The following is a 15,685-nucleotide window of genomic DNA, read 5'->3' as shown; positions in this document are numbered from 1 at the left end:
GCCAGAAGGCGTGGAAATGGTCATGCCGGGTGACAACATCAAGATGGACGTAACCCTGATTGCGCCGATTGCGATGGAAGAAGGTCTGCGTTTTGCGATCCGCGAAGGTGGCCGAACTGTGGGTGCCGGCGTTGTTGCCAAAATTGTTGAGTAACCTCTAGTCAAACAGAGTTGGGCCGAGTATTATGCTCGGCCCAGTTGTCTTTGTAAGAAAACAGAATTAGGCCAGTAGTTCAATTGGTAGAGCACCGGTCTCCAAAACCGGGTGTTGGGGGTTCGAGTCCCTCCTGGCCTGCCAAATTTAGAGCAATTTCGTCTGCCTAGCTAAGTTTGCTCGGGTAGGCGGTTCGGTTTAGCCCATATGACTACTAGCACTGAACAAACCAAGTCATCTCCGGTCGAAATTTTCAAATGGCTGGTGGTGCTCGTCATCGTCTCTGCGGCGGTGGTTGGTAATGCCTATTTTGATGAGCAGCCGCTGCTGTATCGCGTGCTGGGTGTGGTTGGGGCAGGTATCATCGCTGCGCTGGTCGCATCATTTACCGTCAAAGGGCAGTCGTTTATCGCATTGCTGCAGGATGCGAGGGCTGAGGTGCGCCGTGTTGTATGGCCCACCAAGCAAGAGACAGCCCAGACCACCGGGGTGGTGGTGCTGGTCGTTGCATTGATGGCGCTGTTGCTGTGGTTGCTGGATTTGGCGCTGGGTAAGATCATTTCCAGTTTAATCGGTTAAAGGCAAGAGGTTGCAGATGGCGAAGCGTTGGTACGTGGTACATGCATACTCCGGTTTTGAGAAGCACGTTAAGCGATCTCTGGGTGAGCGCGTAAAGCTTGCTGGTATGGAAGACCAGTTTGGGGAGATCCTGGTGCCCACTGAGGAAGTGGTGGAGATGCGTGGCGGTCAAAAACGCAAAAGTGAGCGTAAATTCTTTCCTGGGTACGTGTTGGTGCAGATGGAAATGAATGACGCCACCTGGCATCTGGTCAAGGATTGTCCCAAGGTGATGGGCTTTATTGGCGGCACAGCGGACAAGCCTGCACCCATCAGTGATCGCGAAGCTGCAGCAATATTGCAGCGAGTGGAAGACGGGGTGGAGAAACCCAAGCCGAAGACGCTGTTTGAGCCGGGTGAGGTGGTTCGTGTGATTGATGGGCCGTTTGCCGACTTTAATGGTGTGGTTGAAGAAGTGAATTATGAGAAGAGCCGTTTGCATGTGGCGGTTCTGATATTTGGTCGCTCAACTCCAGTGGAGTTGGAGTTTGGCCAAGTGGAGAAAGGGTAACATTTCGACCCCTGCCATGGCTTCATGGTGGGGATATTTACTTTGCACGGGGAGCCTAACGGCGCTTGAACCCGAGGAGTAGCTAAAATGGCAAAGAAAATACAAGCTTATATCAAGCTTCAGGTGAAAGCCGGACAGGCTAACCCCAGTCCGCCGGTGGGCCCTGCTTTGGGTCAGCACGGTGTGAACATTATGGAATTCTGTAAGGCCTTCAATGCTCAGACGCAGCCCCCTGCGTTTGAGCCTGGTATGCCGATTCCGGTTGTGATCACAGTATACAGCGATCGATCTTTCACGTTTATTACCAAAACTCCTCCTGCGGCCATTCTTTTGAAGAAAAAGGCTGGCATCCAAAAGGGTAGTGGTGAGCCGAACAAGAACAAGGTCGGCAAGGTGACTCGAGCTCAGTTGGAAGAAATTGCCACCATCAAAATGCCCGATTTGACCGCTGCAGATATGGATGCGGCTGTTCGTACCATCGCCGGTTCTGCCCGAGCTATGGGTCTTGAAGTGGAGGGTTTGTAAGATGGCAAAATTAACTAAGCGGCAAAAAGCTATCCGCGAGAAAGTGGATTCCAACAAACAATATGATGTGCTGGAAGCCGTTGGCTTGCTGACCGAGTTGTCCACTGTCAAATTCAAAGAAAGTATTGATGTTGCTGTTAACCTGGGCGTGGATCCTCGTAAATCCGACCAGGTGGTGCGTGGTGCCAGTGTGTTGCCTAACGGCACCGGCAAAACCGTTCGTGTTGCTGTGTTCACCCAGGGTGCAAATGCAGAAGCTGCTAAAGCCGCTGGTGCGGATTTGGTGGGTATGGACGATCTCGCTGAGCAGGTTCAAAAAGGTAACCTGGATTTCGACGTGGTGATTGCCTCTCCGGATGCCATGCGTGTAGTGGGTAAGCTTGGTCAGATCCTGGGGCCTCGCGGCCTGATGCCGAACCCTAAGACTGGTACCGTTACGCCTGACGTGGCCACTGCGGTAACCAATGCTAAAGCCGGACAGGTCCGTTACCGTACGGATAAAGCCGGTATTATCCATTGCTCTGTTGGCCAGGTTGGATTTGAGCCCGGCGCCATCAAGCAAAACCTGGAAGCTCTGATGGGGGACCTGAAAAAGGCCAAGCCATCCAGCTCCAAGGGAACCTACATCAAGCGTATCACCTTGTCCTCCACTATGGGGCCGGGTGTTGCCATTGATCAGGCCAGCCTGGAATTCTAAGGCGGCCAAACAGACTTTGAGCCCCCTCTCCCATGGGCAGGGGGGCGCGTCAAAGACCGCAGGCGCAATTGATCAGAAGAGTTGTCGGTTGATTGCTTAAACCTGCCTGCGCAGACGCGGTGGTTCAAGATTCAGTTGCTCTGAGTCGGGCACCGCGACCCTGGATAAGGAAACTTTGAAAGGGAAACGTAACTTAGCATATGAGAGGTGTGCAGTGGCCCTTAAGCTACAAGACAAAAAGGCAATCGTTGCCGAAGTCAATGAAGTTGCTTCTGGTGCTCTGTCCGCTGTAATTGCTGACTATCGTGGTTTGACTGTGTCGCAAATGACTGATTTGCGTAAGCAGGCTCGCGAGCAAGGCGTGTATCTGAAAGTTGTTCGAAACACCCTGGCACGAATCGCGGTTGAGGGCACTGAGTTTGAGTGCCTGAAAGAAACCCTGGTTGGCCCGACTATCCTGGCATTGTCTCTCGAAGATCCGGGTGCTGCGGCACGCATGATCAAAGACTACGCCAAGGACCACGACAAGTTGGAAGTGAAAGCTCTGGCGGTGGGTGGCGTTATGTATGGCGCTGCTGAAATCGACCGTCTGGCCAAGCTTCCGACCCGCGAACAAGCCCTCGGCATGCTCGCTGGCGTACTGCAAGCTCCGGTTACCAAGTTTGCTCGTACGCTCAACGACGTTCCAGGCAAGATCGCCCGTGTGGTCGCAGCGGTCAAAGACCAAAAAGCAGCTTAATTTTGAAATTATTCATCAATTTTTAAATATTGGAGTATTGAACCATGGCTCTGTCCAACGAAGAAATTTTGAACGCCATTGCTGAAATGAGCGTTATGGATCTGGTGGAACTGGTTTCCGCTATCGAAGAAAAATTCGGTGTATCTGCTGCTGCTCCTGTAGCAGTTGCTGCCGTAGCTGCTGGCGATGCTGGTGCTGCTGCTGAAGAAAAGACCGAGTTTGACGTTGTTCTGGAATCTTTCGGCGAAAACAAAGTTGGCGTAATCAAAGCCATCCGCGGTATCACCGGTCTGGGCCTGAAAGAAGCCAAAGAGCTGGTTGAAGGTGCACCCAAGTCTGTTAAAGAAGGTGTTTCCAAAGACGAAGCCGAGAAAATCAAGAAAGAACTGGAAGAAGCTGGCGCTAAAGTCGAACTTAAGTAACAGCTTGGCAAATCTGCGTAATCTTTGCGCAATTTGCTGTCGGGCTGGTGGCTATATGCCACCGGCCTTTTGACGTTTTTATGCAAGCGATCAAAATTTCTGGTGATGCTGTTCTTATTTAGCATGGCCGAAATTGAAAAGCTGTCCAATGTTGTAAGAGGCAGATTTTCAGCTGTAACCCCAGTCGGGATATAACGCGAAGTTTTTACTTCGAATGAGCGAAATTTTTTAATTTTGCAGAGTGACAAGCTGAGGAACTCAGATGGCATATTCTTTCACCGAAAAGAAAAGAATCCGTAAGGACTTCGGTAAACTCACTGACGCGATGGAAGTACCGTATCTACTGGCCATCCAGTTAGATTCCTATCGAAAATTCCTGCAACTCGATAGAAAGTCAGATGAGCGTATCGACGAAGGCCTGCAAGCGGCCTTCAAATCCGTATTTCCCATCCAAAGCTACTCCGGAAATGCGGCTCTGGAATACGTGGATTACTCGTTGGGAACCCCTGTTTTTGACGTTCAAGAGTGTCAAATGCGCGGTGCTACATATTCTGCTCCGTTGCGCGTAAAGATTCGTCTGATCATTTACGATAAGGAGTCGTCCAACAAAGCCATCAAAGACATCAAAGAGCAAGAAGTGTACATGGGTGAAATTCCGTTAATGACGGATAATGGCACCTTTGTCATCAACGGAACCGAGCGGGTTATCGTGTCTCAGTTGCACCGTTCACCTGGGGTGTTCTTTGACCATGACCGGGGTAAAACCCACTCCTCCGGCAAGCTGCTTTACTCTGCCCGTATTATTCCCTACCGCGGCTCATGGTTGGACTTCGAGTTTGATCCCAAGGATCTGGTTTACGTTCGAATCGACCGTCGCCGTAAGCTGCCTGCTACGATCCTGCTGCGGGCCTTGGGTTACGAAAACGAAGAAATGCTGGACATGTTCTTCGATACCAACACCGTGATTCTGGAGGGCGGCGAATTCAAGCTGCGTTTGATTCCAGAGCGCCTGCGTGGTGAGACTGCCATGTTTGATATCAAGGCGGGAGACGAGGTTGTAGTCGAAGAAGGTCGCCGTATCACCGCGCGGCACATTCGCCAGCTCGAAAAGGCCAACATTGAGTGGATGGCCGTACCCAAGGAATACCTTGAAGGTCGTGTTATCGCCAAGAACGTTGTGGATAAGTCCACTGGCGAATTGATTTGCGAATGCAACGCCGAGATCACGGTAGGCCTGCTGGATTCCCTGGCGGAAGCTGGCGTGACTGAGTTTGAAACGCTGTACATCAATGAGCTGGATCGGGGCCCGTTCGTGTCCGATACCCTGCGCTCCGACTCTACCACCAATCAGCTGGAAGCGTTGGTTGAGATCTATCGCATGATGCGTCCGGGGGAGCCGCCCACCAAAGATGCGGCAGAAAGCCTGTTCAAGAACCTGTTCTTCACCGCTGAGCGCTATGACCTGTCTGCGGTTGGCCGCATGAAGTTCAACCGTCGTTTGGGGCGCGAAGAGATCCTGGGCGAGGGTACACTATCCCGTGAAGACATCGTTGATGTGCTGAAATGCCTGGTGGAAATCCGCAACGGCAATGGCGTTGTGGATGACATTGACCACTTGGGTAATCGCCGAGTGCGATGTGTCGGTGAGATGGCGGAAAACCAATTCCGTGTGGGTCTGGTTCGGGTTGAACGAGCGGTAAAAGAGCGCCTTTCCCTGGCAGAAAGCGAAGGCCTGATGCCGCAAGACCTGATCAATGCCAAACCTGTTGCGGCTGCGATAAAAGAGTTTTTCGGTTCGAGCCAGTTGTCCCAGTTTATGGATCAGAACAACCCGCTGTCTGAGATTACTCACAAGCGTCGTGTTTCTGCATTGGGCCCAGGTGGTCTGACCCGTGAGCGCGCTGGTTTTGAGGTGCGTGACGTACACCCGACTCATTACGGTCGTGTATGCCCCATCGAGACACCAGAAGGTCCCAACATCGGTTTGATCAACTCGCTGGCGACGTTCTCTCGTGCCAACGATTATGGCTTCCTGGAAAGTCCGTATCGAAAAGTGATTGATGGCAAGATAACGGATGAAGTGATTTATCTTTCCGCAATTGAAGAAGGTGAATACGTTATCGCCCAGGCTAATGCCGAGGTGGATGATGAAGGTAACCTAGTGGAAGACCTGGTGCCTGTCCGTCATCGCAACGAATTCACAGTGACCACTGCTGAGAACGTGACCTTGATGGATGTTTCGCCCCGCCAGGTTGTGTCTGTTGCGGCCTCGTTGATTCCGTTCCTGGAGCACGATGACGCTAACCGCGCCTTGATGGGCTCCAACATGCAGCGGCAGGCTGTGCCGACTCTGCGTGCAGAGAAGCCGTTGGTCGGTACCGGAATGGAAGGCATCGTGGCCCGTGATTCCGGTGTGTGTCAGGTGGCTCGACGTGGTGGTGTGGTTGATCGAGTGGACGCAGCCCGTATTGTGGTGCGTGCCCACGATGAGGAAATCGCCGAGGAAGGCGATGCCGGTGTTGATATTTACAACCTGACCAAATACACCCGGTCCAACCAGAACACCTGTATTAACCAGCGCCCCCTGGTGAAGGTGGGTGACGTGATTGCCCGGGGAGATATCCTCGCCGATGGTCCTTCTGTTGACATGGGTGAGTTGGCACTGGGTCAGAACATGCGCGTGGCGTTCATGCCCTGGAATGGATACAACTTCGAGGATTCCATCCTGATCTCCGAGCGGGTGGTACAGGAAGATCGTTTCACCACCATTCATATCCAGGAGCTGACGTGTGTCGCTCGTGATACCAAGTTGGGGCCGGAGGAAATCACCTCTGACATTCCCAATGTGGGTGAGGCGGCACTGGCCAAACTGGATGAATCCGGCATCGTGCACATTGGTGCGGAAGTCGGCCCTGGTGACATTCTGGTGGGCAAGGTAACACCGAAAGGTGAAACCCAGCTCACACCCGAAGAAAAGCTGCTGCGCGCAATCTTCGGTGAGAAAGCCTCCGATGTTAAAGACACCTCCTTGCGTGTGCCATCCAGTACCAAGGGCACCGTCATTGATGTGCAGGTGTTCACCCGGGACGGGGTGGAGAAAGATCAGCGTGCTATTGATATCGAGAATGCTGAAATCGACAAGTTCCGTAAGGACTTGAACGATGAGTTCCGTATTATCCAGGGCGCCACTCTGGGTCGTTTGCGCAAAATGCTCGAGGGTGAAAAAGTGGTTGCCGCCGGCGCTGGCCTGAAGAAAGGCGACACCATTACGGTGGAAGTGCTGGATTCTCTGGAACCGGCTCAGTGGTTTGACCTGCGCCCCACCTCCGATCAGTTGGCGGAGCAGCTGGAGAACAGCAAGAACTATCTAGAAGACGTGCGTTCTGAACAAGAGAAGAAGCTGGCTGAGAAAAAGCGCAAGATTTCCAGTGGTGACGATCTGGCGCATGGTGTCCTGAAAATTGTAAAAGTGCACCTTGCGGTCAAGCGCCGTATCCAGCCCGGCGACAAGATGGCCGGCCGTCATGGTAACAAGGGTGTTATCTCCGTCATCATGCCGGTGGAAGACATGCCTTATGACGCCAACGGTGAGCCGGTGGATGTGGTCTTGAACCCGTTGGGTGTTCCCTCGCGAATGAACGTCGGTCAGATCCTGGAGACCCACCTGGGAATGGCAGCCCATGGTATTGGCAAGCGCATCGAAGCTATGCTGAAAGCCAAAGAAGAGGTAGCCAAGCTGCGTGATTTCCTGGGCAAAGTCTACAACGAAATCGGCGAGAAAGCAGAAGAGCTGGAGACCTTCACCGACGAGGAAATCCTCGAGCTGAGCAGCAACCTGACCCGTGGTGTCCCCATGGCCACCCGAGTGTTTGATGGCGCCAAAGAGCATGAGATTAAAGCCATGCTTGAGCTGGGCGGTATCCCGGAAAGCGGCCAGATGGTGTTGCACGATGGTCGTACCGGTCAGCAATTCGATGGCTCGGTGACGGTAGGTTACATGTACATGTTGAAGTTGAACCACCTGGTGGACGACAAGATGCATGCCCGATCAACCGGCTCCTACAGTCTCGTTACTCAGCAACCTCTGGGCGGTAAAGCCCAGTTCGGTGGTCAGCGTTTCGGGGAGATGGAGGTCTGGGCGCTGGAAGCCTACGGTGCCGCCTACACTCTCCAGGAAATGCTGACAGTGAAATCGGACGACGTAAACGGGCGAACCCGCATCTACAAGAACATTGTGGACGGTGATCACCGCATGGATCCCGGTATGCCGGAATCCTTCAACGTGTTGGTGAAAGAGATTCGCTCGCTCGGTATCGATATCGAGTTAGAAAACGAGTAACACGACTAATACCTGGCGGGCTAAGCACCCGCCTTACTGGCTCCGAGTGGAGGAAATTCAGTGAAAGACTTACTGAACCTGCTGAAAGCACAGGGACAAGACGCAGAATTTGATCGTATTCGAATTGGTTTGGCGTCCCCCGAAATGATTCGTGCCTGGTCCTTTGGTGAAGTGAAAAAGCCAGAGACCATTAACTACCGTACTTTCAAGCCAGAACGTGATGGATTGTTCTGCGCCCGAATTTTCGGTCCCATCAAGGACTATGAGTGCTTATGTGGAAAGTACAAGCGCCTGAAGCATCGCGGCGTTATCTGTGAGAAGTGTGGCGTTGAAGTAACCCTGTCCAAGGTGCGTCGCGACCGCATGGGTCACATCGAGCTGGCCAGCCCGGTTGCTCACATCTGGTTCCTGAAATCACTGCCATCCCGTATTGGTCTGCTGTTGGACATGACCCTGCGTGATATTGAGCGTGTGTTGTACTTTGAATCATTCGTGGTAACTGATCCGGGGACTACTACCCTTGAACGCGGTCAGATGCTGACCGACGAACAGTATTACGAAGCGCTGGAAGAATTCGGTGACGAATTTGATGCCAGCATGGGTGCAGAAGCAGTGCAAAAACTGCTGCTGGACATGGATCTGGAGCAGGAAATTCGGGAGCTGCGCGAAGAGCTGCCCAACGTTAACTCTGAGACCAAGATCAAGAAGATCACCAAACGTCTCAAGTTGATGGAAGCGTTCCACGATTCCGGCAACGATCCCACCTGGATGATTCTGAGCGTACTGCCGGTTCTGCCACCGGATCTGCGTCCTCTGGTTCCTTTGGATGGTGGTCGTTTCGCTACATCCGATCTGAATGATCTGTATCGTCGGGTGATCAACCGTAACAACCGTCTCAAGCGTCTGCTGGACCTGAACGCACCTGACATCATCGTGCGCAACGAAAAGCGTATGCTGCAGGAAGCGGTCGATGCCCTGTTGGATAACGGCCGTCGTGGTCGCGCCATTACCGGCTCCAACAAGCGTCCCTTGAAATCTCTGGCGGACATGATCAAAGGTAAGCAGGGTCGTTTCCGTCAGAACCTGCTGGGTAAGCGTGTTGATTACTCCGGCCGTTCCGTAATTGTGGTAGGTCCTACCCTCAAATTGCATGAGTGTGGTCTGCCCAAGAAAATGGCTTTGGAACTGTTCAAGCCTTTTATCTTCGCCAAGCTGGAAGCCCGTGGTCTGGCGACCACCATCAAGGCCGCCAAGAAAATGGTCGAGCGCGAAACCGCCGAGGTGTGGGACATTCTGGCGGAAGTAATCCGCGAACATCCCGTGATGCTGAACCGCGCACCAACCCTGCACCGTTTGGGTATCCAGGCGTTCGAGCCGCAGTTGATTGAAGGTAAGGCGATCCAGTTGCACCCGCTGGTGTGTGTGGCCTATAACGCCGACTTCGACGGTGACCAGATGGCGGTGCACGTACCGCTGACCCTGGAAGCCCAGTTGGAAGCCCGTGCGCTGATGATGTCCACCAACAACATCCTGTCCCCTGCGAACGGTGAGCCAATCATTGTTCCCACTCAGGACGTGGTGTTGGGTCTCTACTACATCAGCCGTGAGCGCATCAATGCGAAGGGCGAAGGCATGGTGTTTACGGACACCAAAGAAGTGTCTCGCGCACTGGTCAACAAGGCTGTAACAGTACACACCCGCATTAAAGTGCGTGTCACTGAAACAGTTAAGCAAGAAGATGGCAGCCTCGAAACCCGCACGTTCATCGCGGAAACCACAGCTGGCCGTTGTATGTTGTGGGATGTGTTGCCGACCGGTTTGCCGTTCGAGTTGATCAATCAACCCATGACCAAGAAGACGGTCTCCCGTCTGATTAACGCCTGTTATCGTCGCCTGGGTATCAAGTCCACCGTAATTTTTGCTGATAAGCTGATGTATCTGGGTTTCCATCAAGCGACTCTGTCCGGCTCTTCAATCGGTATCAACGATATGGAGATTCCGGAAGAGAAAGCGCGCATCATCTCTGAAGCAGAAGATGAAGTACGGGAAATCGAAGACCAGTTTGCTTCTGGTCTGGTTACCCAGGGCGAGCGCTACAACAAGGTTATCGACATCTGGTCCCGCACCAATGATATGGTCGCCAAGGCTATGATGGAGCGACTGTCTGTTGATACCGTAATTGATAAAGAAGGTAAGGAAGTCCCACAGAAATCCTTCAACTCCATCTTTATCATGGCGGACTCCGGAGCCCGGGGTTCCCAGGCTCAGATTCGTCAGTTGGCCGGTATGCGGGGCCTGATGGCCAAGCCCGATGGCTCCATCATCGAAACCCCTATTACGGCGAACTTCCGTGAAGGCCTGAACGTATTGCAGTACTTCATCTCGACTCACGGTGCTCGTAAAGGTCTGGCGGATACCGCACTGAAGACAGCGAACTCCGGTTACCTGACCCGCCGACTGGTGGATGTGGCGCAGGACCTGGTAGTGACCGAAGATGACTGTGGCACCACTCAGGGTATCACCATGACCCCCTTGATCGAAGGCGGCGATGTGGTTGAGCCGTTGGGTGAGCGAGTACTGGGCCGTGTTGTGGCTCAGGATGTCGTCAAGCCGGGTACGGATGAGGTTCTGGCGCCTGCCGGAACCTTGATTGATGAGCAGTGGGTTGAACGACTGGAAGCAGAAGCGGTGGATGAAGTGATTTGTCGCTCACCGATTTCCTGTGATACCCGTTATGGCGTGTGCCGTATGTGTTACGGCCGCGACCTGGCTCGCGGTCATCTGGTTAATATTGGTGAGGCCGTGGGCGTTATCGCAGCACAGTCCATCGGTGAGCCGGGAACACAGCTCACCATGCGTACCTTCCACATTGGTGGTGCGGCATCACGAAGCTCCGCTGTGAGTAATGTACAGGTGAAAAACCAGGGTACGGTTCGACTGCACAACATCAAGTATGTAGAGCAGTCCAATGGTAATCTGGTAACGGTGTCCCGCTCCGCCGAGTTGGCTATTGCTGATTCCAAAGGGCGTGAGCGTGAGCGCTATAAGATTCCCTATGGCTCAGTTGTCAGTGTTAAAGACGGTCAAGGGGTGGAAGCTGGTCAGATCGTGGCTCAATGGGATCCCCACACCCACCCTGTTATTACAGAATTGGCCGGTCGCGTGAGCTTTGCTGACTTTGAAGATGGCCTTTCTGTGAAGCAAACCACTGACGAGCTCACAGGTTTGACCAACTATGAGATCCTGGATCCCAAGGATCGGCCTGCGTCGGGCAAAGACAAGCGTCCAGTGGTGCGCCTGGTGGGTGAAGACAACGAACTGGTCACCATGCCCGGCAGCGATACTCCGGTACAGTACTACCTGCCGGCAGGGTCTATCGTTCAGCTGGACAACGGTGCCAAGCTGGATGTGGGTGATGTTATTGCCCGTATCCCGCAGGAAAGCTCAAAAACCAGGGACATCACCGGTGGTCTGCCGCGGGTTGCTGACCTGTTCGAAGCGCGTAAGCCGAAAGAGTCCTCGATCCTGGCTGAAAAAACCGGCGTGGTTTCCTTTGGTAAGGAAACCAAAGGCAAAGTCCGCCTGGTGATCACACCGGACGATGGTGGTGACGCCTACGAAGAGCTGATTCCCAAGTGGCGACAGCTGAACATCTTTGAAGGTGAGCGGGTAGAGCAGGGCGAAGTCATCTCTGACGGACCGTCCAACCCTCACGATATCCTGCGCTTGAAGGGTGTGAATGCAGTCGCGAGCTACATCGTGAACGAGGTGCAGGACGTATACCGCCTCCAGGGTGTGGGCATTAATGACAAGCATATTGAAGTCATTGTGCGCCAGATGCTGCGTAAGGTCATCATCACTGAGTCCAGCGACTCCTCCTTCATTAAAGGCGAGCAGGCCGAATTGGCCCGGGTGCTGGATGAGAATGAGGTACTGGAGAAGGACGGTAAGTTCGGCGCCCGCTATGACCGTGAGCTGCTGGGTATTACCAAAGCTTCTCTGTCCACCGAATCCTTTATCTCGGCGGCCTCCTTCCAGGAGACCACACGGGTGTTAACGGAAGCGGCAGTGACTGGAAAAGTGGATGATTTGCGCGGCTTGAAAGAAAACGTAGTGGTTGGCCGACTGATTCCTGCGGGAACCGGTTTCGCCTACCACGCCGAGCGCAGACGTCAGCGAGAGCAGGATGAAACGCTGCAAGTGCCTGAATTTACGGCAGATGATGCCGAGCAGGCGCTGAGCGAAGCCCTGAACTCGCCAGAGGAATAAGGTCTGGAATACCGGCATCAGGCACCGTTTAAGCCTGATGCCGGTTACTTGACTTACAGGTAAAGCGCTCTTAGAATCTCGCATCCCTGAAAAAGGGTTGACGGGATTTTTTGCATTTAAAACAGAGGCGAGCTCAGGCAAACCTCGAAATTCATTGGAGAAACAGCTACATGGCAACCATTAACCAATTGGTGCGTAAGCCACGTCAGCGTAAGGTAGCGAAAAGCGACGTTCCCGCGTTGCAAGCCTGCCCACAACGTCGTGGTGTATGCACCCGTGTATACACAACCACTCCCAAGAAGCCAAACTCGGCTCTTCGAAAAGTGGCTCGTGTTCGTTTGACCAACGGTTACGAAGTGACTTCCTACATCGGTGGCGAAGGCCACAACCTGCAGGAACACAGTGTAATCCTGATCCGCGGCGGTCGTGTTAAAGACCTGCCTGGTGTGCGTTATCACACAGTGCGTGGCACGCTGGATACCGCGGGTGTTGCGGATCGTAAACAAGGTCGTTCCAAATATGGAGCCAAGCGACCTAAAGCTTAATGCAGCCGAGTATTCATTCGGCTGTCACTTAACCCGCATACCTTACGGGCGGGAGTAAGGCCAAGCCAATGTCTTGGAATAACCTGAAACAGGAAAAGAAATCATGCCAAGAAGACGAGTCGTCGCGAAACGCGAAATTCTTCCAGATCCTAAATTTCAAAGCCAGGTTCTGGCAAAGTTTATTAACCATGTGATGGAAAGCGGCAAGAAATCCGTTGCTGAGCGCATTGTGTATGGCGCGCTTGACAAGGTTGCCGAAAAAACCAATGAAAACCCCGTCGATGCATTTGAAAAAGCACTTGAAGCTTTGCGTCCCATGGTTGAGGTTAAATCCCGGCGTGTCGGTGGTGCCACTTATCAGGTGCCCGTCGAGGTGCGTCCGAACCGTCGTACCGCTCTGGCGATGCGATGGATGGTAGAAGCGGCCCGCAAACGTGGTGAGAAATCCATGCCTCTGCGTCTTGCCGGAGAGATCATGGATGCGATCGAAGGAAAAGGTTCTGCCATCAAGAAACGTGAAGATGTGCACCGTATGGCTGAAGCCAACAAGGCGTTCTCTCACTATCGTTTCTAAGAGGCGTTACCCTTTAAACCTGGACAAGCTGAGGTATTTGCTGTGGCACGTCAGACCCCTATAGCCCGATACCGAAATATTGGTATTTGTGCGCATGTGGACGCGGGTAAAACCACTACTACTGAGCGCGTGCTTTTCTATACAGGTGTGTCTCACAAAATTGGTGAGGTGCACGATGGTGCAGCCACCATGGACTGGATGGAGCAAGAGCAGGAGCGTGGTATCACCATCACCTCTGCTGCCACCACCTGCTTCTGGCAGGGAATGGACCAACAGTTCGACAAGTATCGCATCAATATCATTGATACCCCGGGGCACGTTGACTTCACTATCGAAGTGGAGCGTTCCCTGCGCGTATTGGATGGTGCGGTTGTTGTGTTCTGTGGTTCTTCCGGTGTGCAGCCCCAGTCAGAGACGGTGTGGCGCCAGGCCGACCGGTATGGTGTGCCCCGTATCGTGTTCGTCAACAAGATGGATCGTGCCGGTGCAAACTTCCTGAAGGTCGTTAAGCAGATCAAAGAGCGCCTGAATGCCCGCCCGGTGCCCATTCACATGAATATTGGTGCCGAAGACGAGTTCAAGGGTATTGTCGATCTGCTGCGCATGAAGGCTATCTACTGGAATGAAGAAAACCAGGGCATGACTTATGAGCTGGCAGACATTCCTGCGGACCTGGTTGACACCTGTAACGAGCTGCGTGAGCAGATGATGGAGACCGCAGCGGAAGCTTCAGAAGATTTGATGGAAAAATACCTGGAAGATGGTGAGCTGAGCATTGAAGATATCAAGGCCGGCTTGCGTACTCAGGTGTTGAACAATGAAATCGTTCTGGCCCTGTGCGGTTCTGCATTCAAGAACAAGGGTGTTCAGGCGATGTTGGATGCGGTAGTTGAATTCCTGCCTGCCCCCAATGAAGTTCCGAGCATTAAAGGTATTACCGAGAAAGGCGAAGAAGAAGAGCGTCCCTCTTCTGATGAGGCGCCTTTCTCTGCGCTGGCATTTAAGATCGCCACTGACCCCTTCGTGGGAAACCTGACCTTCTTCCGAGTTTATTCCGGGGTGTTGAATTCAGGTGATTCAGTGTACAACTCGGTTAAAGAGCGAAAAGAGCGTGTGGGTCGTATCCTGCAGATGCACGCAAATAGCCGGGAAGAGATCAAGGAAGTGCGCGCCGGTGATATCGCGGCGGCGGTGGGTCTGAAGGATATCACCACGGGAGATACCCTGTGTGACCTGAAGAGCGTCATTGTGCTGGAGCGTATGGAGTTTCCGGATCCGGTAATCTCTGTTGCTGTGGAGCCCAAGTCCAAAGCTGACCAGGAAAAAATGAGTCTGGCGCTGGGCCGGCTGGCTCAGGAAGACCCATCCTTCCGAGTGAAGACTGACGAGGAAAGCGGTCAGACCATCATTTCCGGTATGGGTGAGCTGCACCTGGACATCATTGTTGACCGCATGCGTCGCGAGTTTAAGGTGGAAGCTAACATTGGTAAGCCTCAGGTTGCCTATCGCGAGACCATCCGCAAGGCGGTTGATGTGGAAGGCAAGTATGTCAAGCAGTCCGGCGGTCGCGGTCAGTATGGCCACGTCAAGCTGAAGATCGAGCCGATTGCTGACATGGAAGAGGATTTCATCTTCGAGGAAACCATTCACGGCGGAACGGTGCCCAAGGACTATTTCCCGGCCATCGAAAAGGGTTGTAAACAGCAGCTGGAGTCTGGTGTGTTGGCGGGTTATCCCATGCTGGGTGTTAAGGTCAACTTGTATGATGGTTCTTATCATGAGGTGGACTCCAACGAGAACGCCTTCCGCATGGCTGGTGCTATGGCGGTCAAGAAGGGCTGTATGGAAGCGAGCCCGGTTCTTTTGGAACCCATCATGAAGGTCGAAGTGGTTACCCCTGAAGACTACATGGGCGACGTAATGGGCGACCTGAACCGTCGACGCGGAATCCTGCAAGGTATGGATGAGGCTAACGGCGTGCGCCTGGTGAATGCTGAGGTGCCCCTGGCTGAGATGTTTGGTTATGCGACTGACCTGCGTGGAATGTCGCAAGGCCGCGCAACCTTCACCATGGAGTTCCTGAAGTACGCAGAAGCACCAAATAACATTGCCGAAGCCATCATCAGGAAAGGCTAATTTTTTTAAGATCATACAGTTATAGGTATTAAAAATGTCAAAGGAAAAATTTGAACGTAGCAAACCGCACGTAAACGTAGGCACCATTGGTCACGTAGACCACGGTAAAACCACGCTGACAGCAGCGCTGACACGCGTTTGCTCAGAGATCTGGGG

The 15,685-nt window shown here is 53.1% G+C and carries 12 protein-coding genes, 1 tRNA gene and 1 pseudogene; all 14 read left to right on the top strand.

What is annotated here, in order from left to right; all coding sequences use genetic code 11:
* Nucleotides 1-154: pseudogene (gene tuf / locus D9N14_RS01410) on the top strand (elongation factor Tu); the annotation flags it as partial.
* A 68-nt stretch (nt 155-222) separates the two neighbouring features.
* Nucleotides 223-298, top strand: a tRNA-Trp gene (locus D9N14_RS01405).
* A 63-nt stretch (nt 299-361) separates the two neighbouring features.
* Nucleotides 362-733: a preprotein translocase subunit SecE gene (gene secE, locus D9N14_RS01400; RefSeq protein ID WP_290576067.1), complete on the top strand. Its 372-nt coding sequence runs from the start codon at nt 362-364 to the stop codon at nt 731-733.
* Nucleotides 734-749: 16 nt separating this feature from the next.
* Nucleotides 750-1,283, top strand: coding sequence for a transcription termination/antitermination protein NusG (gene nusG, locus D9N14_RS01395; RefSeq protein WP_290576065.1), 534 nt, complete (start codon nt 750-752; stop codon nt 1,281-1,283).
* A gap of 87 nt (nt 1,284-1,370) precedes the next feature.
* The gene (gene rplK / locus D9N14_RS01390) at nt 1,371-1,808 is read left to right on the top strand and encodes a 50S ribosomal protein L11 (RefSeq protein WP_290576063.1); all 438 of its coding nucleotides are present in this window, start codon (nt 1,371-1,373) and stop codon (nt 1,806-1,808) included.
* 1 nt (nt 1,809) lies between these two features.
* Nucleotides 1,810-2,505 carry a 50S ribosomal protein L1 gene (gene rplA, locus D9N14_RS01385; RefSeq protein ID WP_290576060.1) on the top strand — a complete coding sequence of 232 codons (696 nt, stop codon included), beginning with the start codon at nt 1,810-1,812 and terminating at the stop codon, nt 2,503-2,505.
* 214 nt (nt 2,506-2,719) lie between these two features.
* Entirely contained in the window at nt 2,720-3,244 is a 525-nt protein-coding gene (rplJ, locus tag D9N14_RS01380) for a 50S ribosomal protein L10 (RefSeq protein WP_290576058.1), read from the top strand.
* A gap of 44 nt (nt 3,245-3,288) precedes the next feature.
* A complete protein-coding gene (gene rplL / locus D9N14_RS01375) occupies nt 3,289-3,666 on the top strand; it encodes a 50S ribosomal protein L7/L12 (RefSeq protein ID WP_290576056.1) in 378 nt (125 codons plus the stop codon).
* Between the two features lie 262 nt (nt 3,667-3,928).
* Complete coding sequence (gene rpoB / locus D9N14_RS01370) at nt 3,929-8,005, top strand: DNA-directed RNA polymerase subunit beta (protein WP_290576054.1); 4,077 nt, start codon at nt 3,929-3,931, stop codon at nt 8,003-8,005.
* A 60-nt stretch (nt 8,006-8,065) separates the two neighbouring features.
* Nucleotides 8,066-12,274, top strand: a complete 4,209-nt coding sequence (rpoC, locus tag D9N14_RS01365) for a DNA-directed RNA polymerase subunit beta' (protein WP_290576053.1) — start codon at nt 8,066-8,068, stop codon at nt 12,272-12,274.
* 170 nt (nt 12,275-12,444) lie between these two features.
* Complete coding sequence (gene rpsL, locus D9N14_RS01360) at nt 12,445-12,819, top strand: 30S ribosomal protein S12 (protein ID WP_290576047.1); 375 nt, start codon at nt 12,445-12,447, stop codon at nt 12,817-12,819.
* Between the two features lie 103 nt (nt 12,820-12,922).
* Nucleotides 12,923-13,393 (top strand): 30S ribosomal protein S7, encoded by a 471-nt coding sequence (rpsG, locus tag D9N14_RS01355; protein WP_290576044.1) that lies wholly within the window; start codon nt 12,923-12,925, stop codon nt 13,391-13,393.
* A gap of 42 nt (nt 13,394-13,435) precedes the next feature.
* Complete coding sequence (gene fusA / locus D9N14_RS01350; RefSeq protein ID WP_290576041.1) at nt 13,436-15,529, top strand: elongation factor G; 2,094 nt, start codon at nt 13,436-13,438, stop codon at nt 15,527-15,529.
* A 34-nt stretch (nt 15,530-15,563) separates the two neighbouring features.
* The coding region (locus D9N14_RS01345) for a GTP-binding protein (RefSeq protein WP_290576072.1) at nt 15,564-15,685 on the top strand (122 nt) is incomplete at its 3' end.

The sequence above is a fragment of the Ketobacter sp. genome (assembly GCF_003671495.1).
In the GTDB taxonomy this organism is placed as follows: Bacteria; Pseudomonadota; Gammaproteobacteria; order Pseudomonadales; family Ketobacteraceae; genus Ketobacter.
The sequence above is the reverse complement of the archived record's forward strand: the minus strand, read 5'-3'. Positions and strand labels throughout refer to the sequence as shown.

Bases quoted from the DNA above. Each gene is read 5' to 3' on its own strand.
- secE (WP_290576067.1), top strand. From the start codon at position 362: ATGACTACTAGCACTGAACAAACCAAGTCATCTCCGGTCGAAATTTTC.
- nusG (WP_290576065.1), top strand. From the start codon at position 750: ATGGCGAAGCGTTGGTACGTGGTACATGCATACTCCGGTTTTGAGAAG.
- rplK (WP_290576063.1), top strand. From the start codon at position 1,371: ATGGCAAAGAAAATACAAGCTTATATCAAGCTTCAGGTGAAAGCCGGA.
- rplA (WP_290576060.1), top strand. From the start codon at position 1,810: ATGGCAAAATTAACTAAGCGGCAAAAAGCTATCCGCGAGAAAGTGGAT.
- rplL (WP_290576056.1), top strand. From the start codon at position 3,289: ATGGCTCTGTCCAACGAAGAAATTTTGAACGCCATTGCTGAAATGAGC.
- rpoB (WP_290576054.1), top strand. From the start codon at position 3,929: ATGGCATATTCTTTCACCGAAAAGAAAAGAATCCGTAAGGACTTCGGT.
- rpsL (WP_290576047.1), top strand. From the start codon at position 12,445: ATGGCAACCATTAACCAATTGGTGCGTAAGCCACGTCAGCGTAAGGTA.
- rpsG (WP_290576044.1), top strand. From the start codon at position 12,923: ATGCCAAGAAGACGAGTCGTCGCGAAACGCGAAATTCTTCCAGATCCT.